Origin of the sequence: Tsukamurella sp. 8F, from assembly GCF_029167375.1 — a bacterium.
In the GTDB taxonomy this organism is placed as follows: Bacteria; Actinomycetota; Actinomycetes; order Mycobacteriales; family Mycobacteriaceae; genus Tsukamurella.
Window position 1 is genome coordinate 20802 of the sequence record NZ_JARFTP010000005.1, and the last position, 21782, is coordinate 42583.

23 protein-coding genes are annotated in these 21782 nt (G+C 69.2%); 15 read left to right on the forward strand and 8 right to left on the reverse strand.

All coding sequences use genetic code 11. The features are described 5' to 3' along the window. Nucleotides 1-97 precede the first annotated feature (97 nt). Genes P0W64_RS05145 through P0W64_RS05155 form a run of 3 tightly spaced genes read left to right on the forward strand, consistent with a single transcriptional unit; the run spans nt 98 to nt 2186 of the window. Nucleotides 98-982, forward strand: a complete 885-nt coding sequence (locus P0W64_RS05145; RefSeq protein WP_275479002.1) for a crotonase/enoyl-CoA hydratase family protein — start codon at nt 98-100, stop codon at nt 980-982. Nucleotides 983-1004: 22 nt separating this feature from the next. After that, nucleotides 1005-1493, forward strand: a complete 489-nt coding sequence (locus tag P0W64_RS05150) for a GNAT family N-acetyltransferase (RefSeq protein ID WP_275479003.1) — start codon at nt 1005-1007, stop codon at nt 1491-1493. A 21-nt stretch (nt 1494-1514) separates the two neighbouring features. Next, complete coding sequence (locus P0W64_RS05155) at nt 1515-2186, forward strand: MBL fold metallo-hydrolase (protein ID WP_275479004.1); 672 nt, start codon at nt 1515-1517, stop codon at nt 2184-2186. Nucleotides 2187-2252: 66 nt separating this feature from the next. Here the strand turns inward: P0W64_RS05155 and P0W64_RS05160 are convergent, their stop codons facing one another. Next, nucleotides 2253-2720 carry a carboxymuconolactone decarboxylase family protein gene (locus P0W64_RS05160; RefSeq protein ID WP_275479005.1) on the reverse strand — a complete coding sequence of 156 codons (468 nt, stop codon included), beginning with the start codon at nt 2718-2720 and terminating at the stop codon, nt 2253-2255. 19 nt (nt 2721-2739) lie between these two features. Between P0W64_RS05160 and P0W64_RS05165 the strand changes: the two genes are divergently transcribed. Together P0W64_RS05165 and P0W64_RS05170 are read left to right on the forward strand one after the other, a co-directional pair. After that, nucleotides 2740-3720: a pirin family protein gene (locus P0W64_RS05165; RefSeq protein ID WP_275479006.1), complete on the forward strand. Its 981-nt coding sequence runs from the start codon at nt 2740-2742 to the stop codon at nt 3718-3720. Next, entirely contained in the window at nt 3717-4034 is a 318-nt protein-coding gene (locus tag P0W64_RS05170) for a GNAT family N-acetyltransferase (protein WP_275479007.1), read from the forward strand. The genes P0W64_RS05165 and P0W64_RS05170 overlap by 4 nt, the downstream gene beginning before the upstream one ends. Here the strand turns inward: P0W64_RS05170 and P0W64_RS05175 are convergent. Together P0W64_RS05175 and P0W64_RS05180 are read right to left on the reverse strand one after the other, a co-directional pair. Continuing rightward, nucleotides 4031-4777: a TIGR03943 family protein gene (locus P0W64_RS05175; RefSeq protein WP_275479008.1), complete on the reverse strand. Its 747-nt coding sequence runs from the start codon at nt 4775-4777 to the stop codon at nt 4031-4033. The two genes, P0W64_RS05170 and P0W64_RS05175, sit on opposite strands and share 4 nt — an antisense overlap. Next, nucleotides 4774-5712 (reverse strand): permease, encoded by a 939-nt coding sequence (locus P0W64_RS05180; RefSeq protein WP_275479200.1) that lies wholly within the window; start codon nt 5710-5712, stop codon nt 4774-4776. Before P0W64_RS05180 ends, P0W64_RS05175 begins: the two co-directional genes overlap by 4 nt. 251 nt (nt 5713-5963) lie before the next feature. Here P0W64_RS05180 and P0W64_RS05185 point away from each other — a divergent pair, with 251 nt between their 5' ends. Together P0W64_RS05185 and P0W64_RS05190 are read left to right on the forward strand one after the other, a co-directional pair. Continuing rightward, the gene (locus P0W64_RS05185) at nt 5964-6668 is read left to right on the forward strand and encodes a response regulator transcription factor (RefSeq protein ID WP_275479009.1); all 705 of its coding nucleotides are present in this window, start codon (nt 5964-5966) and stop codon (nt 6666-6668) included. Between the two features lie 4 nt (nt 6669-6672). Further along, complete coding sequence (locus P0W64_RS05190; protein WP_343232838.1) at nt 6673-8175, forward strand: HAMP domain-containing sensor histidine kinase; 1503 nt, start codon at nt 6673-6675, stop codon at nt 8173-8175. A gap of 54 nt (nt 8176-8229) precedes the next feature. Here P0W64_RS05190 and P0W64_RS05195 read toward each other — a convergent pair whose 3' ends face one another. From P0W64_RS05195 to P0W64_RS05205, 3 genes are read right to left on the reverse strand one after another with little or no spacing between them, the layout of a single operon-like run. Continuing rightward, nucleotides 8230-8637, reverse strand: a complete 408-nt coding sequence (locus P0W64_RS05195; protein WP_275479010.1) for an HIT family protein — start codon at nt 8635-8637, stop codon at nt 8230-8232. A gap of 41 nt (nt 8638-8678) precedes the next feature. Then, nucleotides 8679-9182, reverse strand: coding sequence for a helix-turn-helix domain-containing protein (locus P0W64_RS05200; RefSeq protein WP_275479011.1), 504 nt, complete (start codon nt 9180-9182; stop codon nt 8679-8681). A 19-nt stretch (nt 9183-9201) separates the two neighbouring features. After that, entirely contained in the window at nt 9202-10206 is a 1005-nt protein-coding gene (locus P0W64_RS05205; RefSeq protein ID WP_275479012.1) for a serine hydrolase, read from the reverse strand. Nucleotides 10207-10294: 88 nt separating this feature from the next. Between P0W64_RS05205 and purD the strand changes: the two genes are divergently transcribed. Genes purD through P0W64_RS05230 form a run of 5 tightly spaced genes read left to right on the forward strand, consistent with a single transcriptional unit; the run spans nt 10295 to nt 16702 of the window. Continuing rightward, nucleotides 10295-11530 (forward strand): phosphoribosylamine--glycine ligase, encoded by a 1236-nt coding sequence (gene purD / locus P0W64_RS05210; RefSeq protein WP_275479013.1) that lies wholly within the window; start codon nt 10295-10297, stop codon nt 11528-11530. Nucleotides 11531-11590: 60 nt separating this feature from the next. After that, on the forward strand, nt 11591-12190 hold the full coding sequence (locus tag P0W64_RS05215; RefSeq protein ID WP_275479014.1) for a TetR family transcriptional regulator C-terminal domain-containing protein: 600 nt from the start codon (nt 11591-11593) through the stop codon (nt 12188-12190). A gap of 28 nt (nt 12191-12218) precedes the next feature. Further along, nucleotides 12219-13640 carry an adenylosuccinate lyase gene (gene purB, locus P0W64_RS05220; protein ID WP_275479015.1) on the forward strand — a complete coding sequence of 474 codons (1422 nt, stop codon included), beginning with the start codon at nt 12219-12221 and terminating at the stop codon, nt 13638-13640. Between the two features lie 3 nt (nt 13641-13643). Then, nucleotides 13644-14537: a phosphoribosylaminoimidazolesuccinocarboxamide synthase gene (locus P0W64_RS05225; protein WP_275479016.1), complete on the forward strand. Its 894-nt coding sequence runs from the start codon at nt 13644-13646 to the stop codon at nt 14535-14537. Beyond that, nucleotides 14534-16702, forward strand: a complete 2169-nt coding sequence (locus tag P0W64_RS05230; RefSeq protein WP_275479017.1) for a S9 family peptidase — start codon at nt 14534-14536, stop codon at nt 16700-16702. Before P0W64_RS05225 ends, P0W64_RS05230 begins: the two co-directional genes overlap by 4 nt. 10 nt (nt 16703-16712) lie before the next feature. Here the strand turns inward: P0W64_RS05230 and P0W64_RS05235 are convergent, their stop codons facing one another. Beyond that, nucleotides 16713-17549: an AraC family transcriptional regulator gene (locus tag P0W64_RS05235; RefSeq protein ID WP_275479018.1), complete on the reverse strand. Its 837-nt coding sequence runs from the start codon at nt 17547-17549 to the stop codon at nt 16713-16715. Nucleotides 17550-17623: 74 nt separating this feature from the next. Here P0W64_RS05235 and P0W64_RS05240 point away from each other — a divergent pair, with 74 nt between their 5' ends. Beyond that, nucleotides 17624-18232 (forward strand): class I SAM-dependent methyltransferase, encoded by a 609-nt coding sequence (locus tag P0W64_RS05240; RefSeq protein ID WP_275479019.1) that lies wholly within the window; start codon nt 17624-17626, stop codon nt 18230-18232. Here the strand turns inward: P0W64_RS05240 and P0W64_RS05245 are convergent. Further along, nucleotides 18220-19062, reverse strand: a complete 843-nt coding sequence (locus P0W64_RS05245; RefSeq protein WP_275479020.1) for a class I SAM-dependent methyltransferase — start codon at nt 19060-19062, stop codon at nt 18220-18222. The genes P0W64_RS05240 and P0W64_RS05245 overlap by 13 nt on opposite strands. Nucleotides 19063-19235: 173 nt before the next feature. Between P0W64_RS05245 and P0W64_RS05250 the strand changes: the two genes are divergently transcribed. Then, nucleotides 19236-20420, forward strand: a complete 1185-nt coding sequence (locus P0W64_RS05250) for a hypothetical protein (RefSeq protein WP_275479021.1) — start codon at nt 19236-19238, stop codon at nt 20418-20420. 8 nt (nt 20421-20428) lie between these two features. Further along, the gene (locus P0W64_RS05255) at nt 20429-21640 is read left to right on the forward strand and encodes a hypothetical protein (protein ID WP_275479022.1); all 1212 of its coding nucleotides are present in this window, start codon (nt 20429-20431) and stop codon (nt 21638-21640) included. Nucleotides 21641-21782: the final 142 nt, after the last annotated feature.

Genomic DNA, 21782 nt, shown 5'->3' on the forward strand with positions numbered 1-21782 from the left:
CGGCCGGATCAGAGCCTAGCAGCAGCGACGGACGCCGAGCATGCCACGCTGGGAGGTGACGGCGCGACGGGGCGCCGCGCGAACGAGGCGAGGTGCGATGGACTTCGAGTACGAGACCCTGGCGGTGGAGATCGACGGTGACGGCGTCGCGACGCTGACGCTGAACCGGCCGGACGCGCTCAATGCATTCGACCTGACGATGGCGCGCGAGTTGCTGCGCTTCTTCGGCGAGGACGCATGGGACGACGGCATCCGTGCGGTCGTCGTCACCGGATCTGGCCGGGCGTTCTGCGCCGGAATGGATCTCAGCGCCGAGGGCAACGTCTTCGGGCTCGACGAGACACTGCGCCCGACGCCGGAGGAGTTCTACGCGCACTACGACGAGGAGCCCTATCAGACCGGCGTCCGCGACACCGGCGGCAAGGTCACGCTCGCGATCGATGCGCTTCCCAAGCCGGTCATCGCCGCTGTCAACGGCGCGGCGGTCGGGATCGGGGCCACGATGACGCTGGCCATGGACGCGCGGCTGGCGTCGTCGAAGGCGCGGGTCGGCTTCGTCTTCGGCCGCCTGGGCATCGTCCCGGAGGCGGCGTCGACGTGGTTCCTGCCGCGCATCGTCGGGCTGGCGCAGGCCCTCGAGTGGGTCTACTCCGCCGACATCCTGGATGCCGACGAGCTGCTGCGCGGCCGGCTCGTCCGCTCGATCCACGAGCCCGACGAGCTTGTGCCGGCCGCACAGGAGCTGGCACGGAAGTGGGTGTCGGGTCGGTCGGCGACAGCGCTGGGCCTGGCGCGTCAGATGCTGCGGCGCAACGGCGCAGCGCCGCATCCGCTGGACGCGCACCTGGCGGATTCGCTCGCGATGTACTACACGTCCATCGGCGACGGCAAGGAGGGCGTCGCCGCCTTCCTGGAGAAGCGGGATCCCGAGTACACGGGTAGCGCGTCGGAGCTGCCGCGGATCTACCCGAGCGTGCAGTAACCGCGCGGCATATCGTTGCCGCATGGAGATCCGGGACGCGACCGAGAACGACCTGCCGGCCATTCTCGCCATCTACAACGACGCTGTGGCGGATTCGACGGCGATCTGGACCGACGAGCGGTCCGATCTCGCCGGTCGTCACCGGTGGCTCGAGGAGCGTACGGCGGCGGGTTTCCCGGTGCTGGTGGCGATCGTCGACGACGCGGTGGCCGGGTACGCGACGTTCGGCCCGTACCGTGCGAAGTCGGGGTATCGCCACACTGTTGAGAACTCGGTGTACGTGAGCGAGAACTTCTACCGCCGAGGCATTGCGGAAGCGCTGATGCGCGCGTTGATCGAGCGTGCCGAGGCGTCGGACGTCCACGTGATCGTCGCCGCGATCGAGGCAAGTAATTTAGCCTCGGTGGCGCTGCACCGCAAGCTCGAGTTCCGCGTAGTGGGGCAGATGCCCGAGGTCGGTGTCAAGTTCGGACGCTGGCTGGATCTGGTTCTGATGCAACGGATCCTGTGAGGGTAGAGTCACCCGCGTCCGATGCTGAGAACCTCGAAGGGTAAGCAACGAGTGAAGCTCACGAAGTATGCGCATGCCTGTGTGACCGTCGAATCCGCCGGGGCGACCGTGCTTCTCGATCCCGGGGCCTTCAACCCGGAGCGTGCCGAACTGATGCGCGCGGCCGACGCGGTGCTCATCACGCACGATCATTTCGATCACTACGACGCCGATGCGATCGGCACCGAGATCGCCCAGCGCCCAGGGCTGCCCGTGTATGCGCCCGAGAGCATCGCTGGGCGCGTGGACGGCGTGACCGCGGTGTGGACGGGCGACGAGTTCACGGTCGGCGCGATCTCCGTCCGCGTCTATGTCCAGCCCCACGCCTTCATCTATGCCGACCAGCCGCAGACCCCGAACGCGGCCTTCCTGCTCACGGCCGACGGCACGTCCGTCTACCACCCCGGCGATACGTACTTCGTGCCCGACGCCGCCGTCGACACGCTGCTCGTGCCCACCAGCGGGCCGTGGACCAAACTCGGCGAGGCCGTCCAGTTCGTCGTCGACGTGAGTCCGCGCAGGGCGATCCAGATCCACGAGTACCTCGCGAGCGAGCTGGGCCGGCAGGTGTCCGACAAGTACCTGGACGCGAGCGGCGGCTTCACGAACGTACCGTTCTCATCGCTCGCCGACGGGGCCTCCGTCGAGCTGTAGAGCGCGCTGCGTTGCGCGGCGACGACCTCCGGCGCCCGCGTCGTCCCCGGTCGCGCCCGCCGGGGATCAGATCAGGTCGCGCGGGCGCACGTGGTGGTGGGAGAGGATCGAGACCCGATTGAACGAGTTGATCGTGATGGCCGTCCAGATCGCGGCGGACATCTGCTCTTCGGTGAATATGTCGCCCGCCGAATCGTAGGCGAGGTCTGCGCAGTGATCGGGCAGGGTCGTCACCAGTTCGGCGATCTCCAGGAGTGCGCACGACGCCTCGTCGTACAGGTCGCGTGCGTCGCGCCAGGCCGGTAGCACGGCGAGTTGTTGTGCGGTGACGCCGGCCTTCAGCGCGCGTCCGGTGTGCAGCGACAGACAGAAGGCGCAGCGGTTGATCTGTGAACAGCGCACGTTCAGCAGCTCGATCTGTGCCCGCGTGAATCCCGCAGCCTCGGCTGCGGCAGTGGCCTCGTCGGACGCCGCGACGAACCGGTGGTAGATGCCCGGGTGCGCCTTGTCGATGGCCGCTCTGCTCGCTGGCATGACCTGTAGGCTAGCTCACGTGAGCAACGTCGAGCCCCGCCCCGGGGAGATGACGTGCGGAGCGGGGACTGCCGCCGGCGGAGTCGAGGTGATCGAGGCTCGCGACGTGCCCCTGGGAGGGCCGCGCGCCATGACGGTGCATCGCACACTTCCGACGCGTGACCGCAGCATGATCGGTGCGTGGTGCTTCGCCGACCACTACGGCCCCGACACCGTCGAGGCCACCGGCGGAATGAATGTGCCACCACATCCGCACACCGGTTTACAGACCGTCAGTTGGCTTTTCGTCGGCGAGATCGAGCATCGTGACAGTGCAGGCGTGCACGCCATGGTGCTCCCGGGCGAGCTCAACCTGATGTCCGCCGGCCGCGGTATCAGTCACTCGGAGGTCTCCACGCCGGGGACCGATGTACTGCACGGTGTCCAGCTTTGGGTTGCGCTTCCCGACGCGGCGCGCAACGGCCGCAACGGTTTCCAGCACCACGCCCCGAGCCCGATCCGGATCGGGGACGCTACCGCCTACGTCTTCGTCGGATCCGTCGCCGGCGCGTCGTCCCCGGTCGAGACAGCGACGCCGCTGCTCGGCGCCGAGGTGCACATACCCGGCGGCGCGGAGGTCGACCTCGACGTCGACCCGGCCTACGAGCACGGCGTGCTCCTCGATACGGATGCACTGGTGCTCGACGGAACTCCGCTGCGCAGGGGCGATCTCGGCTACGTCGGGACCGGGCGCTCGTCGCTGCACCTGGAGAATCCCGCGTCGACCACTGCGCGCGTGATCCTGCTCGGCGGAACGCCTTTCGAGGAGGACATAGTGATGTGGTGGAACTTCGTGGGCCGTACGCACGAGGAGATCGTCGAGTACCGCGCGGCTTGGGAGGCGCGCGACGAGCGCCCCGGCAGGTTCGGCACCGTCGGGGGTTGGGCCCCCGAGGATGCGCTGCCGGCTCCGCCGCTGCCGAGCACCCACTTGAAACCCCGCAGAAGGAGGAATTCATGAGCGAGACCGTCACGCTCAACGAGGGCGAGCACCGGTACGAGATCGCGGTCGACGGCGAGCTCGCCGGCTTCACCGTATTCAAAGACCGGGAGCAGCAGCGCATCTTCTACCACACCGAGGTCTTCCCGAAGTTCGGTGGGCGGGGCCTGAGTTCCACTCTCGTCACCGGCGCCCTCGACGATGTCCGGGCGAGAGGTCTACGCGCCGTCCCGGTCTGCCCATTGGTCGCCGGGTTCCTGAGTAAGCACTCCGAGTACGACGACATCGCCGACCCGGTTACCGGCGACGTGCTCGTGTACCTGCGGAAGGCCTAGTAGTCGTACTGGTTTCGCGGAACGGGGACCTCGCGCCACGACGCCACCTTCGCGGTCGGCGTGTACATGTTGTTCCGTGTCGCGGTGCCCGGGACCAGCCGCACCACGGCCGTCACCCATGAGCCTGGCCGGGCGGTCACGTGATCTCCCTGCAGGGACACTAGGATCGTCCGCGCGTCCGCGACGCAGCACCAGATCATCAAGCGGCCCATCAATACCTGCGACCCGCGGCGCTGTACGAAGCCCGTCAGTGTGACGTCGCGATGGTCGAGTGCGCCGGTCGAATCGCTCACCGCGCGGTCCTGGAAGTCGAACAGCGACATGGCCGGCGCCGCCCCCGACGGTAGCGGCGGGAACGCCCGCATGTCCGCCGGTTCGGCGGAGGCGACGGACACCGTCGACGCGGCGTCTGCGCCCAGCGGCGGTGGGGCGGCGAACAGCAGGAGCAGAACCGGCACGACCAGTACCCACGCGACCCGCGTGGCGCCGTGTGCGTGTCCGTGCGGATGACCATGGTCCGCAGGCGAATCGCCGGGGTCGGGGTCGTTCCAATCCTCGACCTGCATCGAACGCACGTCCTCCGCCATCCCGCTCACCGCGAGCAGGCAGATGACCAGTCCCGACGCCAGCAGGAACCAGAACATCACGGGCCGTACGTAGTTCAGATAGGTCCCCGTGCCGGCGGCCAGTAGCACGGCCGACCCGAACAGGAGTAGCAGCAGGTTCTGCGCGCGGGTGCTCATCGCCACCCCACCAGCAGCGTTCCGGCGCCCAGGGCGCAGCCGACCGCGACGACCATCGTCAGGGGTGCGAACCGAGCGACGAACCTGCGCCCGAACGCACCCGCCTGCATCGTCATCAGCTTGACGTCCACGGCGGGACCCACCACCAGGAAGACGATGCGCGGCAGCAGCGGGAGCGCGGACAGCGAGGCGGCGACGAACGCGTCCGCCTCTGAGCACAGCGCGAGTACCACGGCGAGTACTGCCATGACCACGACGGCGAGGAGCATGTCGGACGCCAGGTGCTCGAACCACGACGCCGGCACGAGCACGTGCAGCGCCGCGGCGAACGCGGCCCCGACGGCGAGGAACGACCCGGCTTCCACGAGGTCCTCGCGCGCGGTCGCGGCGGCGACCGAGAGGCGGGCGAAAGCGCCGTCGGGCAGTTGGTCGGGTGCGGCGGTGCGTGGGCGCCTGATCCATTCCGGGCGGCCCACCGCGAGCCAGATCCAGCCGGTCACGACTGCTGTCGCGAGGGATCCGACGACGCGCGCCCCGGCCACCTCGGGCTGCCCTGGGAACGCGACGACGGTCGCGACGACCACCACGGGGTTGATCGCCGGCGCCGCCAGGAGGAAGGTCACCGCCACAGCCGCCGGGACGCCGCGGTCCATGAGACGCCCTGCGACCGGCACCGCCGAGCACTCGCAACCGGGCAGTGCCACGCCGCTGAGGCCGGCGGCGGCAACCGCCGACGCGCCCCGACGCGGGAGCACGCGTTCCAGCACCCGCGGCGACACGAAGCCCGCGATCAGCCCACTCACCAGCACCCCGAGCACCAGGAACGGTGTCGCCTGCACGAATATGCCGACGAACACCGTGGCCGCGGTGCGCAGCTCGGCCGACCCGTCCACGCCGCTCGAGAGCGCGCGTCCGAAGACCGCGGCCAGGCACACCAGCGTTACCAGTACCGTCACGGCCGGAAACGACCACTGCCGCGGGGACACCCTGGAAACCACGGCGCCCAGTGTGCCAGGCGGCCGCCCACGGCCGGGGTGCCAGGCGGCCGCCCGCGGCCGGGGTGCCAGGCGGCGCCGAGCGACACCGGACCGAACCCCGTATGCCAGTGATTCGGCAGGCACCTCGACTACCGTTCACAGGAACCGTCCAGGTTCCGGTCAGACGAGACGCAGTGAAAGGGCAGACGATGGTCGTCGTGAATGAACATAGGCCGCGTGTCCTGGTGGTGGACGACGAGTCCAGCATCGTCGAACTGCTCCAGGTCAGCCTCAAGTTCCAGGGGTTCGATGTGACGACGGCGCAGGACGGACCCGCCGCGATCGACCGCGCGCGGACGTTCAAGCCCGACGTGATGATCCTCGACATCATGATGCCGGGGATGGACGGCCTCGGCCTGCTCAAGCGCCTGCGACAGGACGGTGTCGAGGCTCCCGCTCTGTTCCTCACCGCCAAGGACTCGGTCGAGGACAAGGTCGCGGGCCTGACGCTCGGCGGCGACGACTACGTCACGAAGCCGTTCAGCCTCGAGGAGGTCGTGGCGCGGGTCAACGTGCTGCTGCGCCGCAGCGGTTTCGGCGAGGACGAGGAGCGCACCCGGATCACGTTCGCCGATATCGAGCTCGATGACGAGACCCACGAGGTCTGGAAGGCGGGCAGACTCGTATCGCTGTCGCCGACCGAGTTCACGCTGCTCCGCTACTTCATGGTCAACGCGGGTGTAGTGCTGTCCAAGCCGCGCATCCTGGACCACGTGTGGCACTACGACTTCGGCGGCGAGGTCAACGTGGTGGAATCCTACGTCTCGTATCTGCGCCGCAAGGTCGACACCGGCGACAAGCGCCTGATCCACACACTGCGCGGCGTCGGCTACGTACTGAGGGAGCCCCGGTAGGAACGTGGACCTCGGCGAACGTCTGCGGGGCCCCGGCACCGGCATCCCGCTCCGATTCTCGCTCGTCGTGCTCATCGTCGGGCTGATGGCGGCCGGCCTTCTGGCGTCGGGTGCCGCGCTCACCACCTCGATGAAGGACCGGTTGATCGCGCGGGAGGACCAGAACCTCCGGCAGGTCGCCGATGGTTTCGCCCGCCCACGGAACCCCGACAAGCTGCCGCCGGTCCCCAAGAACGATCACCGCCCGCCGACCCGCTACTACGTCGTCACCTACCGCACCGACGGCACGTCCGTGAACATCGGCGGCAACCCCGACTTCACCGTCCGACCCGACCTGTCGCGCATCGGCGAGCTCGGCGACGACGCGACGACGGTGCACTCCGAGGGCGGCGGCGGCCCGCTGTGGCGCGTCGTCGAATCGCGGTCCGAGTACGGCTATGCGTACGTGGCGGTCAAGCTCAGCGATGTCACCGACACCATGAGTCAGCTCATGGTGCTCGAGGTGCTCATCGGCGTCAGTGTCCTCCTGGTGGCGGGCGGCCTCGGCTACCTCGTCGTGCGGAAGTCGCTGACCCCCTTGGAGAACGTGGAGCGCACAGCAGAGGCGATCGCCGCCGGCGACCTCACCAGCCGCGTCCCCGCCGCGCCGAGCGGCACCGAGGTCGGCAGCCTGTCGGAATCGATCAATGCGATGCTGCACCAGATCCAGGACTCGTTCGCGCGGGTCGAGGCATCGGAGGAGAGCGCCCGCCGCGGCGAGGAGCGCATGCGCCGATTCATCGGCGACGCGTCACACGAGCTCCGGACGCCCCTCACCTCCATCCGCGGGTTCGCGGAGCTGTATCGCCAGGGCGCCACGGACGACGTCGACTTCCTCATGCGGCACATCGAGTCCGAGGCACAGCGGATGGGCCTGCTCGTCGAGGATCTGCTACTGCTCGCCCGTCTCGACGCGAGGCGCCCGCTCGCGCACCGCCCCGTAGACCTGATGAGCGTCGCGACCGACGTCGTCCACGCCGCGCAGGCGCGTGAGCCCGAGCGCGACATAGCCCTGAACGTCGAGCCCGCAGCCGTCGGCGTCACCGTGCCGGGCGACCAGGACCGCATCGTCCAGGTCGTCACGAACCTCGTCTCGAACGCGCTGCGGCACACGCCCGACGACGCCCACATCACCGTGCGCGTAGCGGCCGAACCCGATTCCGCGATCATCGAGGTCCGCGACACGGGTGACGGAATGACGCCCGACGAGGCCGCGCGCGCCTTCGAACGCTTCTACCGCACCGATTCGAGCCGCAGCCGCGGCAGCGGCGGTGCCGGGCTCGGACTGTCGATCGTGCACGGGATCGTGCAGGCGCACGAGGGCACTGTGCACGTCGAGACCGCGCCCGGCGAGGGCGCGGCCTTCATCGTGCGGCTGCCCCGCGTGCGGCCCCACGTCTCCGAAGCCGAACTCGCCGCCGTGCCCATCGATACGGTCGCGCCGACGGCCCCTGGAACGTACCCCTGAGCGGGTCGGCCTTTCCCGGAGCGGCTGGTCCGCCTAGGAGACGTCGGGCCGGGCCTACTTCCCGAGTCTCTCGAGTTCGGCCTTGATCTTCGCCTGTGCGTCGTCGAGGGACTCGGGCGTGGGATTCGGATCCACCGAGTCGAAGCTGAAATCGCTGAGGGCGTATGCGGGGAAGACGTGCAAATGCAGGTGCGGGACCTCCAAGCCGGCGACTATGAGTCCCGCCCGGGGTGCGTCGAAGGCCGACTTCACCGCCCTCCCGACCCTGCGCGCCACGGCGCTGAGGTGGTCCCACAGCTCGTCGTCGATCGACTCCCAGTGGTCGACCTCGGCGCGCGGCACCACGAGGGTGTGGCCCTGAGTCAGGGGCGCGATCGTCAAGAACGCGACGACGGCGTCGTCCTCGTACACGAACCGCCCGGGGAGCTCGCCGCTGATGATCTTCGAGAACACTGTTGCCATGGTCCTCAAGGATAGGGGTGCGGACGCCGGGTGACCCGCCGTCACCGGAGCAGGTCTGCGATGTCGCCCGCCGCGAGCATCGCGACCAGCAGGGGTACGACGCGCTCGGGCGCCACGGCATAGGTGTTGCGGGCGGCCTTGACGACGACGCCGGCCGCTGACAACGTCCCCAGGTGGTGGTACAGCCGGCCGGTCGATTCCGCGTCGAGGCGCTCCGTCAACTCGGCCGCCGTGAGCGGGCGGTGCAGCAACTCGCGCACCACCGCGAGCCGTACGGGGTGGCCGAGCGCGCCGAGTACGGCGGAGACCCGCTCAGCCGATAAGGCCGCAGTCGCGGCTGCAGAGTAGGTGATGTTCCATCGCACCTCACCGTTCAGCGTGACGTCGCCGCCGTAGCGGAGGACACCGGCGCCGGCCGGATCGTGCCTGTCGGGACGCCCGCCCTCAGCTGCGGCGGGGGTCCCATCGGGATCGCCGCCTATCGCGGCCTCGAGTGCGGCGACGCGCGCCTCGAGGGCGGCGATTCGGTCGTCGGATCCGGTCACGCCGTCCAGCCTGCCACCCTCAGTTCCCGGCGGCGCAGGCCATCCGGTTCCGCATCCCGCTCTCGAGCATCGCCTGGAGGAGCAGCTTCTGATGTGGCATGCCGGCGGCCACGTCACGCTGCAGATCGGACGGGGCGGCGCGGTGGACCATCAGCACCCCGACGGCGACTGAGCCGTCCGTCCGCCGGGCTTCGAAGACCTCGGTGAGGATGCCGGGGAGTGAGCCGCCCTTGAACCCGAAACCGGTCAGCCCGGGCGGCGCGGGCTGATATTCGAGCAGCCGGCGCGCCACGTCGGATCCGGCTCCGAAGCTCCCCGAAGCAAGCGATCGCATGAGCCGGAACAGCTGCGCCGGGCTCAGCGCGTAGGTGCGGTCGGCCGCGGCGACGACCTGTGCGTCGGTGCGCGCGCCGCTCTCGGTGATCGACCGGTACAGCCCGACGAGGCTGGGCACCGGGCCGCCGATCCCGTTGTCGTCCATCACCTGCCGTAGGGGCCCGTCGCCCATCACGGCGCGCAACGCGTCGGGCGCGGCGCTGTCGGAGAACCGGATCATCACGTCTGCGAGCTGGTCGACGGTCACGGTGTGCCTCGCCGGGTCGGTGGGTACACCGCCCTTGGCGGGGATATGCAGGTACTGAAGGGCTTTCACATGGGCCCCGCCATCGGTCGGCAGGTACCAGCGCTGCCAGTCGGCAAGGGGGATGCGCCGGGCGGGGTCGAGCCTGCCCGTCGCCACCTCTCGCGCGTATGCGGCGAGGTGGATGAGTTTGAGCGCTGAAGCGGTAGGCAGCGGCGAGTCCGCGGCGTGTCTGAGCGTCCCGCCGCTGCCGTCGTCGATGACTGCACCCCAGTCGGCGCGGTGCGCGCCGAGGTAGCCCAGCCAGCCGTCGACGGTGCCGGTGCCGGGGTTCCCGGGGGCGCACGCCGGACTGGTCTTCGCTGCCGGCGACGAGCAACCGGCAGTGACGGAGGCGGCCGCCACGGCGAGTGCCGCTGCCAGGGCGGCGACGAAGTTTCGCATGAGAGCACCTTCCAATTATTACGGAATTACGGAATACCGTAGTACGGGCTAGGTCGCAGGCGCAACCCCCGCGGTAGGGTCTCCAGTTGTGCGAGTACTCGTCATCGGTTCCGGCGGCCGCGAACACGCCCTCGTCGACGCGCTGTCCCGTGACCCCTCGGTCACGGACCTGCATGCCGCGCCCGGCAATCCGGGTATCGCGACGCAGGCGACGCTGCACTCCGTCGACCAGACCTCCGGCGAAGCCGTTGCGGACCTCGCGAAGCAGGTGGAGGCGGACCTCGTCGTCGTCGGTCCCGAGGTGCCCCTGGTGCTGGGCGTCGCCGACGCAGTCCGCGCAGCGGGCGTCGCCGCGTTCGGTCCGTCCGCAGCGGCCGCGCAGATCGAGGGCTCGAAGGCCTTCGCGAAGGACGTGATGTCCTCGGCCGGTGTCCGGACCGCGCGCAGCGAGGTCGTCGACAACCCTGCGCACGTCGACGCAGCGCTCGACCGCTTCGGTCCCACGTGGGTCGTCAAGGACGACGGCCTCGCGGCAGGCAAGGGGGTCGTCGTCACCTCGGACCGCGCAGCCGCCCGCGCGCATGCGGCGGATCTCCTCGAATCCGGCCGGCCGGCCCTGCTCGAATCGTTCCTCGACGGGCCCGAGGTCTCACTGTTCTGCCTCGTCGACGGCGGCACCGTCGTCCCGCTCCTGCCCGCACAGGACCATAAGCGTGTGGGGGACGGAGACACCGGGCCCAACACCGGCGGCATGGGTGCCTACGCGCCGCTGCCCTGGCTGCCCGACGGCGCGGTCGACGAGATCGTCGACGTGATCGTGCGGCCCGTCGCCGAAGAGATGGCCGGCCGCGGAACCCCGTTCAGTGGGCTGCTGTACGCGGGCCTTGCGATGGGCGCGGAGGGGCCCGCGGTCGTCGAGTTCAACTGTCGCTTCGGCGACCCCGAGACGCAAGCCGTGCTGAACCTCCTCGAGTCGCCTCTCGGTGAGGCGCTGTACGCGACCGCGACGGGAGCGTTGGCCGAGTTGCCGCCGCTGCAGTGGCGTGACGGCGCGGCGATCACGGTCGTCCTCGCGGCCGAGAACTACCCGGCGAGTCCTCGCAAGGGCGACGTGATCGCCGGCGCGGAGCAGCCCGGCGTCTACCACGCGGGCACCGCAGTCGACGACGACGGCCGCCTCGTGTCGGCCGGCGGGCGCGTTCTCAACGTCGTCGGCGCCGGTGCCGACCTCGCAGCCGCACGAGCGGACGCGTACGGCAAACTCGAGCGGATCAAGCTGCCGGGCAGCCACTTCCGCACCGACATCGGCCATCAGGCGCTGTAACCGTTCCGACTTGCGCGAAACCGCCCGTCGCCGGGCCTCCGCTTTGGCACCATGTCGTAGGTGACAGCCGCCACGACACCCAAAGGGGAGCGCCGTCGCGCCGCGTTGGTGGCGGCCGCGGGGGAGCTCTTGGTGGAAGGCGGATTCGACAGCGTCCGGCACCGGTCGGTGGCGCAGCGCGCACGGATTCCCCTCGCCGCCACCACCTATTACTTCGAATCGCTGGGCGACCTCCTCTCCAACGCAGTGGCGTATGCGGGTGATCACGACGTGGCCGGCGTGCGGTCGCGCGCGGACGCGGTGACCCGCCGGCGACGGGGCGCAGGCGCCACCGCCGACATCCTCGCGACCGTCTTCTTCCCGACCGACGACAGCGAGGAACGGCGGGAGGTGGTCTCGCGTTACGAGCGCCTCGTCGTGTCGACCCGTGATCCGCGGCTGATGGATCTACAGGCACGGCTGCGCGAGGAGCTGCTGGCACTGCACGTCGAGGTGCTCGAGCGCTCGGGGCGGGTCGCCGATCGCCGGAAGGTGCAGCGGCTCATCGCAGTCGAGGACGGCGCCGCCCTCGGTGCGTTCACCCGGCCGGACGGAGACCCGCACAAGGCGGTCCGTGATGCACTGAGCGACGTGATCGACACCCTGGCGCCTGCGTCCTGAGCATTCGTGGCGTGGGACAATGGGCGTCGTGCAGCAGATCCCCGACGTCCTCGCCAACCGCTACGCAAGCCCCGAGATGCGCCGCATGTGGTCGCCGGAGCACAAGATCGTCCTCGAACGGCAGCTCTGGATCGCGGTCCTCGAGGCCCAGGCCGAGCTCGGCGTGGAGGTGCCCGACGGGGCCGTCGCCGCATACAAGTCCGCAATCGACGAGGTCGATCTGGAATCGATCGCTGCGCGGGAGCGCGTGACGCGTCACGACGTCAAGGCCAGGATCGAGGAGTTCAATGCCCTCGCGGGGTACGAGCAGATCCACAAGGGCATGACGAGCCGGGACCTCACCGAGAATGTCGAGCAGCTGCAGGTGCTGCGCTCGCTCGAGTACGTCCGGTCGCATGCGGTCACCGTCGCCGCACGGATCGCGGACCGCGCCGCGCAGTACGCCACCGTCGTCATGGCGGGCCGGTCGCATAACGTCGCCGCGCAGGCGACGACGCTCGGCAAGCGTTTCGCATCCGCCGCCGACGAGCTACTCATCGCTATCGCGCGCCTCGACGACCTCATCGCGCGCTATCCGCTGCGCGGTATCAAGGGGCCGATGGGCACGTCGCAGGACATGTTGGACCTCCTCGGCGGTGATGCGTCGAAACTCGCGACGCTGGAGCAGAAGGTCGCTGCGCACCTGGGCTTCACCTCCACGCTGACCTCTGTCGGGCAGATCTATCCTCGGTCCCTGGACCACGACGTCGTGGGTGCCCTGGTCCAGCTGGCGGCGGGTCCCTCTTCCCTGGCCACCACGATCCGGCTGATGGCGGGCCACGAGCTGGTCACCGAAGGCTTCCAGCCCGGCCAGGTCGGCTCGTCGGCCATGCCGCACAAGATGAACACCCGCTCGTGCGAACGCGTCAACGGCCTACAGGTGATCTTGCGCGGATACGGCTCGATGGCGGCGGAGATGGCCGGTGCGCAGTGGAACGAGGGCGACGTGTTCTGCTCCGTTATCCGTCGAGTCGCGTTGCCGGACAGCTTCTTCGCGATCGACGGCCTCGTCGAGACGTTCCTGACGGTGCTCACCGAGTTCGGCGCGTATCCGGCGGTGATCGCGAACGAGCTCGACAGATACCTGCCGTTCCTCGCCACCACCCGGGTGCTGATGGCTGCCGTGCGCGCAGGCGTCGGTCGCGAGACGGCGCACGAGGCGATCAAGGAGCATGCAGTGGCCGTGGCGCTCGCCATGCGTGAGGCGGGCCGGGAGCCGGACCTCATGGATCGCCTCGCCGCAGACCCGCGCCTCGGACTCACGAGGGACGCACTCGACGACGCGCTGGCCGATAAGGCCGCCTTCACAGGAGCAGCGAGCGAGCAGGTCGCCTCGGTGGTCGCGCAGGTGCAGGAGCTCCTGGCGCGCTTCCCCGAAGCCGCCACGTACGCGCCGGCGCCTATCCTCTGACGTATGAGCCCAACACTCTCGGACTACGAGCCGCTCTACTCAGGCAAGGTGCGTGAGCTCTACGCGATCGACGCCGAGCACATGCTGCTGGTCGCGAGCGACCGGCTCAGCGCCTACGACTACATCCTGCAGACGCCGATTCCCGACAAGGGGCGCATCCTCACGGCCATGTCGGTGTACTTCTTCGACGCACTGGGGGTGCCGAACCATCTTGCGGGCGAGGCGCTCGACCCGCGGATCCCCGAGGAGGTTCTCGGGCGCGCGCTCGTAGTACGGCGCCTCGATATGGTCCCCGTAGAGTGCGTGGCGCGCGGTTACCTGACCGGGTCGGGCCTGAAGGAGTACCGGGCGTCGGGGACGGTATGCCGGATCCCGCTGCCGGAGGGACTGGTCGACGGAAGTCGTTTGCAAGAACCGATCTTCACGCCCGCCACGAAGGCGGCGTTGGGCGATCACGATGAGAACGTATCGTTCGAGCAGGTGTCGGAGACCGTGGGCGTCGATCTCGCGGGGAGGCTGCGAGACAAGACCCTGGAGATCTACTCGGCGGGCTCCGAGATCGCACGCGGGCGGGGGATCCTGCTGGCGGACACCAAGTTCGAGTTCGGTATATCTCCGGACGGCGACCTTCTCCTCGCCGACGAGGTCCTCACGCCCGACTCGTCGCGGTACTGGGACGTCGACGACTATGAGCCGGGGCGGGCCCAGCCCAGCTTCGACAAGCAGATCGTGCGGGATTGGCTCACGGGGCCGGATTCCGGATGGAGCACCGACTCCGATGCGCCGCCGCCACCTTTGCCGGACGAGGTGGTCCAGCGCACGCGCTCGCGATACATCGAGGCGTACGAACGCATTTCGGGTCTGTCGTTCGCGGATTGGCCGGGAGGCGACGCGTGACGGTCGGACCTGTCGAACCCGGCGCCGGGAGCGGAGCGAGCGGGCCCGTCGAACCGGGCGCCGGGAGCCCGCGGCAGCCGGTCGCCGACCGGCGACCGGCACCGCGGACGTTCCACGGCGACACCGTCGTCGACGACTATGCGTGGCTGGCGGACACCTCCGCTCCCGAGGTGATCGACTATCTCGAACAGCACAACGCGTTCACCGCCGCCGCGACCGCGGATCAGGCCTTGTTGCGAGAGAACGTGTACAGCGAGATCAAGTCGCACACTCAGGAGACCGATATGTCGGTGCCGGTGCGCCGCAACGGCTTCTGGTACTACGGCCGTAGCATCGAGGGGCAGCAGTACGGTGTGCAGTGCCGCGCGCCGATCTCCGGCGAGGACGACTGGAACCCGCCGACCCTGTCCGACGATCCGCTGCCGGGTGAGATCGTGATGCTGGACCTCAATGCCGAGGCGGAGGGGCACGAGTTCCTGTCGGTCGGTGCGGCAGCCGTTTCGCCCGACGGTCGGCTGCTGGCGTATTCCCTGGACGTCACGGGAGACGAGCGATACACGCTGCGTGTCAAGGATATCGAGGGCGGCGAACTGCTGGCGGACGTCGTCGAGAACGTATTCGCCGGAGTCTGCTGGGCCCCCGATTCCCGTCACCTCTTCTATACGACGCCCGACGAAGCCTGGCGCCCCGACCGCGTGTGGCGGCATGAGATAGGCTCGGGTTCTTCAGATGTCGAGGTCTATCACGAAACCGATCAGCGGTTCGGCGTGAGCGTGGGCCTGACGCGCAGCCACCGCTTCCTGGTTCTGGCCTCGTCCTCGACGCTCACCAGCGAGATGCGCGTGCTCGACGCGTCGGACCCGACGGGTGAGTTCTCGATAGTCCGGCCGCGCGAGGAGGGTGTCGAGTACTCGGTGGACCATGCCGTGCTGGCCGGAGCAGATCGGTTCCTGGTGCTGCACAACCGAGCCGGCATCAACTTCGAGCTCGCGACAGCGCCGGTGGACGAGCCGTCGGAATGGACCGTGCTGGTCCCGCACCGGGACGATGTCCGGCTGCTCGACGTCGACGTGTTCGCCCGGCGGCTGGTTCTCGAATACCGGCGCGCAGGCCTTCCGCGTATCGCTTTCGGCACCACCGAACTCGAACCCGTGTTCTCCGAATGGGATCCGGGCGAGGAACTGGCCTCCGTGGGGCTCGCGGGCAACCCGGAGTGGGATGCGCCGCGGCTGCGAGTGGGCTACGAGTCCTTCGTGAATCCGGCGACCATCCTGGATCTCGAGCCCGCGACCGGCGAGCAGACGGTGCTCAAGCGCCAGCCGGTGCCGGGGTACGATCCGGATCGCTATGTGGCCGAGCGGGTCTGGGTGACTGCGCGCGACGGCGAGCAGGTGCCCGTCTCGATCGTCCGGCGTTCCGATGGCGCGGCGGACGCGAATGCAGCCGGCGGACCGGCCCCGACCCTGCTGTACGGATACGGCTCGTACGAGGCGTGCATGGACCCGTGGTTCTCGGTCGCCAGGCTGTCGCTGCTGGACCGCGGTGTGGTCTTCGCGGTGGCGCACGTCCGCGGCGGCGGCGAACTCGGCCGGCGCTGGTACGACGACGGCAAGATGCTGCGGAAGAACAACACGTTCACCGATTTCGTCGACGCAGCACGCCATCTCGTCGACACCGGCCGCGCCGCGCCGGATCGGCTGGTCGCGATGGGCGGTAGCGCGGGCGGCCTGCTTGTCGGGGCGGTCGCGAACCTCGCGCCGGAGCTGTTCTGCGGTGTCGTCGCCGACGTCCCTTTCGTGGACCCGCTGACGTCGATCCTCGATCCGGAGCTGCCGCTCACCGTCGGCGAGTGGGAGGAGTGGGGGAATCCGCTGGAAGATCCCGATGTGTACCGCTACATGCGGGGCTATTCGCCGTACGAGAACGTCCGCGATGCGGCCTATCCCGCGATGCTGGTGACCACGTCGCTCAACGACACTCGCGTGCTGCCGACGGAGCCCGCGAAATGGGTGGCGAAGCTGCTCGCGCACACCACCTCCGGCGAACAGATCCTGCTGAAGACGGAGATGTCCGCGGGTCACGGCGGCGTCAGCGGCCGCTACCGCGCCTGGGAGGAGACGGCGTTCGAATACTCCTGGATCCTCGGCAGACTCGGCTGTGCGTAGGGGCGCCGAGCTAGCGGAGCCCGGTTCGGGCACGCCACTCGCGGGCCGACATGCGGTGGTTGCGCCGGAACATTCGTGAGAAGTACGCGGGGTCGGGGTAGCCGCAGCGGCGTGCCACTGCGGCTACGGGCTCGCCGGTGGTCGCCAGCAGGCGGCGTGCGGCGGCCATCCGGCGTTCGGTGAGGAGGTCCACAACCGTGCGTCCTGTCCGCTGCCTCATCAGCGTCGTGAGATAGCCGGGGGACAGCCCGACCTCGGCGGCCACGTCGGCCAGCGTGAGGGTTTCGGCGAACCGGGCGTCGATGACGTCGACGACTGCTTCGATCAATGCGTCGCCCGCCGCCGGGGCGGGAGCTGCACGCGCCACCTCGACCAGCAGCAGGATCAGGCGCGCGGTCACTGCTTCGGCGTAACCGATTCCAGTGCGGCCGATCTCACTCTCGATGGCATCGATCGAAGCCCGCCAGCGGCCGGCGTCCTGTGTAGTGAGCGGCAGCCGGCTAATGCCGTTCGGGTCGGTGTGCCGAAACGCCGCGATGAGCGGGTGCCGTGGCCCGGCATGGTCGAGGCCGAGGACGAGCGGATCGAACAGCACGGCCGAGGCGTCGTCGGCGGTGGGCGTCTCCCGCGGGTCGACGATCGCGCCCGGGGTCACCAGCCGGGCCTCGTGTCGGTTACCGAGGGCGCACACCTGCACCATCGGGAAGTCGTGGATGTGTGGCGTGCCGTGAGGTGGTCCGTGCGAGCCGAGCCGCAGGACGGTGATCGGGAGCTCGTCGGGCTGCGGACGGTACTCGTATACCGGCACACCGCTCCGATATCGCCCGATGGCGGGAGTGTCGGTCATCGATCCGAGGATAGTCCAAGACATCCGTCGGATAGGAGGACTTCGAACAGGGGAATATCGCCATCGTGGACTTCATGACGAAGAATCATCCAATCGGTACTCGTGACTACCTACCCGCTGCCGGCTCCGACCGGAGGCTGCGGCTCTACGACCCGATGTCCACCGTGTTCCGCATCGGGCGTGTGCATCGTCGTCTGCTGGCCGATGCGGCCTCGGCGCCCGGCATGGACGTTCTCGAGATCGGATGCGGCACCGGCAATCTCCTGCGGTCGGTCCTCCGCGGCGAGCCCATGGTGCGCGCGGTGGGGATCGATCCGGATCCGCTCGCGCTGCGCATCGCGCGACGTAAGGTACCCGGCGCCCGGCTCGACGAGGGTTACGCTCAGCGCCTGCCCTACGGCGACGATTCATTCGATCGCGTGCTGTCCGCGTTCATGTTCCACCACCTGTCTCCCGAGGTGCAGCGTGAGGTGGCCGCCGAGGTGCGCAGGGCGTTGCGTCCCGGCGGCAGTGTGCACATCGTCGACGTGATGGGCCACCGGCACGGCGCAGAAGAGGGTGCGACGTTCGCGGTCGACGAATACGCGGTGCCCCGCGTATTCGACACGGCAGGAGTGGATCTCGGTGTCGTACGTACCGCGCGGATGTGGCCCTTCGGCCGCATCGCGTACTACCGCGGTTGAGGCCTCGCCGCACTGTGCACCGTCCGCGCCGCAAGGATGTAGACGTCGCTGCGATGCGCGATCGAGTCCTGCCCGTCGCCGGCGAGCGTTGTGAGCGTCGCGAGGTCTTCGGCGTCCAGGTCTTCGGCGAGTGTCTCCGCGGCGCGGACGAACTGGGAGCGGACGAAGGCGCGGAAGCCGTCGTGCAGCGGTGCCGGGCGGTCGATGAGGTAGGAGCGGCTGCCCGCCTCCACGAGGCCGGAGGCCGCGAGCATCGTCGGCCAGTCCTCGACGACGTCGGCGGCGTGCGGGAGCCCGGCTCGCATGCGGGAGAACCACTCCGTCGCCGCGGCTTCGATCCGGGCCTCCAGCCCGGGGCGGCCCAGTCCCGTGTCGCGCGGCAGGAAGCGTGTCGTGAGACCGCCCTCGGCGATGGCCAGAATCCCGCCGGGATGGAGCTTCCCGGCGAGCGCGCGCACGGCGGCGGCCTGGTCACCGACATGGTGGAGGACATGCGAGGTCCAGATCAGATCCGCCTCGGGCAGATCCGCGAAACCATCGGGGAACTCGGCGACGCGGGTCGTGAGCCGCATGCCCATGCTCCGGGCCCGCTCGGCCGCGCGTTCCAGCAGTTGCTCGGAACCGTCGACCGCGATCACCTCCGCGTCCGGAAAGCGTTGCGCGAGAGCGCAGGCGGCGACGCCCGGGCCGGCGCCGATATCCATGATCCGCCGCGGAGCGATCCGCTCTGCGAGACTCGCCGCCGCACCGGTCACGAACGGCAGCAGTGCCTCGCCCTCCGTGATCAGTCGCTCCGCCATCCCCGCCCAGTCGATGTCGTGTTCATGCATACCTCCACCGTGCCCACTCCCTGCCTGTGTGGCAAACAATCTTGCCGAAACCGCAATAAGGTAACCCAGGTGTCGGTTCCTATCGGATCGAAAGCGCGAAACAAGCAGGAGGAATACGGTTAAGGGCAGAAACCGGACACGGTCGAGACGGGGGCGTGCGGATGGGCGGGTCGGTGAGGTCGGGCGCGGTATGCGCGCTGTTCGTCGCCGCAGCGACCGCGGCGTGCGCGACGACGGTGCCCGGCACGCCGGTCGCGGACCCGTCGGTCACGCGGTTGGACGTCGGCAACTACCCGACGACTACAGCTCGCGTCCCCGTAGCGAAGCGCCCCGCCGATGCGTATCAGCAGGAGGGCTGGAAGATCGCCGACTCGGTGATCACGGTCCGCGACATCGACCCGCGGCTGGTGAAGAACGTCGGGGTGCGGGTCCCGATCGTGTCGACCGCGCTGTTCCCGGTGAATCCGGTGCCCAATTTCACCGATGACCAGGCTACGGCGTTGGCCGGGTACCACCTGCTCACGGGGTTCATCGACAGCCGGAGCGTGGACGGGAAGAACACCGGTGCATGGGCCGGCGCCGGGATCCTGAGGTTCCAGGACGCCGATTCCGCCACGCGCGCCCTGGCCGCGGTCACTCCGCCGAACGCGTTGGTCATCAAGAACGACTCGGTACCAGGCGGCAAGATCACGGCGGTCCGGGGCGGGACGCTGAAGTCCTCCGGAAAGTCGGTGCTGAGCCTGGTGATCCCCGTCGGCTCGCTCTGGGTGGTCGCCGCGATGATCGACCAGGACTTCAAGACCGCCGCCGACGTCTCGATCAAGGCGCTCAAGGCGCAGTTCGACCGCGTCAGGTCGTATTCGCCCACGCAGGTGGCAGACACAGCCGATTATCCGATGGACTCCGGGAGCATCATGACGCTTCTGCTCCCCGCCAAGCCCGAGGCGGTGCTCCTCGAGATGGGCCTGAGCGCCGACGGAGGCATGGCGCGCGGGTACCGCACCGGCCGCGCCGAGGCGCATATGTGGGACACCGACTCGGTGGTTCACGAATTGTCCCTCGATCCCGGCGTGGAACTGGTCGCGAGCAACGGCGCGTCGGACTTCGACGCGGTGTATCGGATGAAGACGGCCGGCGACGCCGAGCGGCTGTTCGGCCGGTTCTTCGTCCCGGGTGCCGCCGCGAGTGTGAAAGGAGTGCCGAACGACTCGGCCAGGTGCCTGCAGTCCGTCGGCAAAGGAACGATGTGCGGCGTGCGGGTCGGCCGCTATATGCGCCTGACCGTCGCCAAGGCGCAGGCCGAGGCATATCAGCGGGCCGCCGCGGGTTACCTGATCCAGCAGCACGCACCCGAGTAGGACGGAAGATGAGACTCCTCCGAGTGCTGGCGCTGGCCGCGATGTGCAGTATCGGGAGCTGCGCAACGACGGTGCCGGGCACCCCGACCACAGATCCGTCCCGCGCCGTCCGCCTGGACGTGGGGAACTACCCGACTTCGCCGCGCACGGTGCTTCCCGCCGCCCGCCCCGCCGACGCGTACCAGCAGGAGGGCTGGCGCATCGCGGACGCCGTCATCACCATGACCGATGTGGACGGCAGCCTGGTGAAGACGGTGACCAGGGCGTTCCCGTTGATCTCGACGAAGCAGCTGGCGCCGTCTCTGCTGCCCCATTTCACGGCGGACCAGGCCGCCGAACTAGGGCGCTCGGGTTGGCTGGCGGGCTATGTCGACAACCGCGGAGATGTCGCCGCCACCACCGGCCGGTGGGGATCGGCCGGCTTGCTGCGATTCAAGGACGCCGCGTCCGCGGAGCGCGCGCTGACGGCGATCACGCCTGCTGGCGCCTTCCCTGCACCGTCGGTGCCCGGCGCGCGGGTCTCGCGAGTGCGCGCCGAGCGGATCGGCGGCCGCGACCTCGTGAGTCTCGTCGCGCAGAAGGGGGAGGTATGGGCGGTCGCGGCGGCCTTCATGCCGGACGCGAGGTCGGCTTCGGCGGTGGCAGAGAGAGCGCTGCAGGCTCAGGCAGCCAGATTCCCGGACTACAGACCATCGGCCCTCGATCGCACCGACGGCTACCCGATGGACTCGGAGTCGATGATGAGCCTCGTGCTCCCCGCGGGTGCCGACAAGCGGGTCGTCGAATACGGGCTGAGCGAGGATCGCAACCTCGCGACGGGCTATCGGAGCGCGCGCGCCGAACTCCACCTCTGGTCTACCGACGATTCGCGGTACGCGCTGGTTCAGGGCGCTGATGCGCAGGCGGTCGCGAGCTCAGGTGACACGAGCTATGTGACCCGGTTCGCTACGTCCGCGGCCGCGAAGAAGTACTTCGACGGTCAGTACGCGCTGCCCGCCACGGGCAGCGACTGGCAGATCCCGGGGGTCTCGCCGACGGCGGGGCGCTGCATGATCGACGTGCAGATCCCGAGTCCGATCAACGAGACCAAGGTGACGCGGGTGTCGATGTGCGGTGTGCAGGTCGGCCGCTACGTCCACGAGACCGCTGCTCCGTTCTCGGCGAAGGCGCGCCAGCAGGCCGCCGCCAGCTATCTGATCCTGCAGTCGGCTCCGAGGTAGTCGGCGATCGGGGATCGGTGGATGCAGCAATGGCTGCTGTGTCCAGGTCTGCGGGCTGCCATTGCTGCACACATACGGAGTGGCAGCGACGAGGGCCCCGTCCGCGCGATGCGGAGGGGCCCCCGTCTGTCTGCGTTACGGC

What these genes read in the sequence shown, in the direction of transcription:
- P0W64_RS05145 (WP_275479002.1), top strand. Translation starts at nt 98, where the DNA reads ATGGACTTCGAGTACGAGACCCTGGCGGTGGAGATCGACGGTGACGGC.
- P0W64_RS05150 (WP_275479003.1), top strand. Translation starts at nt 1,005, where the DNA reads ATGGAGATCCGGGACGCGACCGAGAACGACCTGCCGGCCATTCTCGCC.
- P0W64_RS05155 (WP_275479004.1), top strand. Translation starts at nt 1,515, where the DNA reads ATGCTGAGAACCTCGAAGGGTAAGCAACGAGTGAAGCTCACGAAGTAT.
- P0W64_RS05160 (WP_275479005.1), bottom strand. Translation starts at nt 2,720, where the DNA reads ATGCCAGCGAGCAGAGCGGCCATCGACAAGGCGCACCCGGGCATCTAC.
- P0W64_RS05170 (WP_275479007.1), top strand. Translation starts at nt 3,717, where the DNA reads ATGAGCGAGACCGTCACGCTCAACGAGGGCGAGCACCGGTACGAGATC.
- P0W64_RS05175 (WP_275479008.1), bottom strand. Translation starts at nt 4,777, where the DNA reads ATGAGCACCCGCGCGCAGAACCTGCTGCTACTCCTGTTCGGGTCGGCC.
- P0W64_RS05185 (WP_275479009.1), top strand. Translation starts at nt 5,964, where the DNA reads ATGGTCGTCGTGAATGAACATAGGCCGCGTGTCCTGGTGGTGGACGAC.
- P0W64_RS05195 (WP_275479010.1), bottom strand. Translation starts at nt 8,637, where the DNA reads ATGGCAACAGTGTTCTCGAAGATCATCAGCGGCGAGCTCCCCGGGCGG.
- P0W64_RS05205 (WP_275479012.1), bottom strand. Translation starts at nt 10,206, where the DNA reads ATGCGAAACTTCGTCGCCGCCCTGGCAGCGGCACTCGCCGTGGCGGCC.
- P0W64_RS05225 (WP_275479016.1), top strand. Translation starts at nt 13,644, where the DNA reads ATGAGCCCAACACTCTCGGACTACGAGCCGCTCTACTCAGGCAAGGTG.
- P0W64_RS05235 (WP_275479018.1), bottom strand. Translation starts at nt 17,549, where the DNA reads ATGACCGACACTCCCGCCATCGGGCGATATCGGAGCGGTGTGCCGGTA.
- P0W64_RS05240 (WP_275479019.1), top strand. Translation starts at nt 17,624, where the DNA reads ATGACGAAGAATCATCCAATCGGTACTCGTGACTACCTACCCGCTGCC.
- P0W64_RS05245 (WP_275479020.1), bottom strand. Translation starts at nt 19,062, where the DNA reads ATGCATGAACACGACATCGACTGGGCGGGGATGGCGGAGCGACTGATC.
- P0W64_RS05255 (WP_275479022.1), top strand. Translation starts at nt 20,429, where the DNA reads ATGAGACTCCTCCGAGTGCTGGCGCTGGCCGCGATGTGCAGTATCGGG.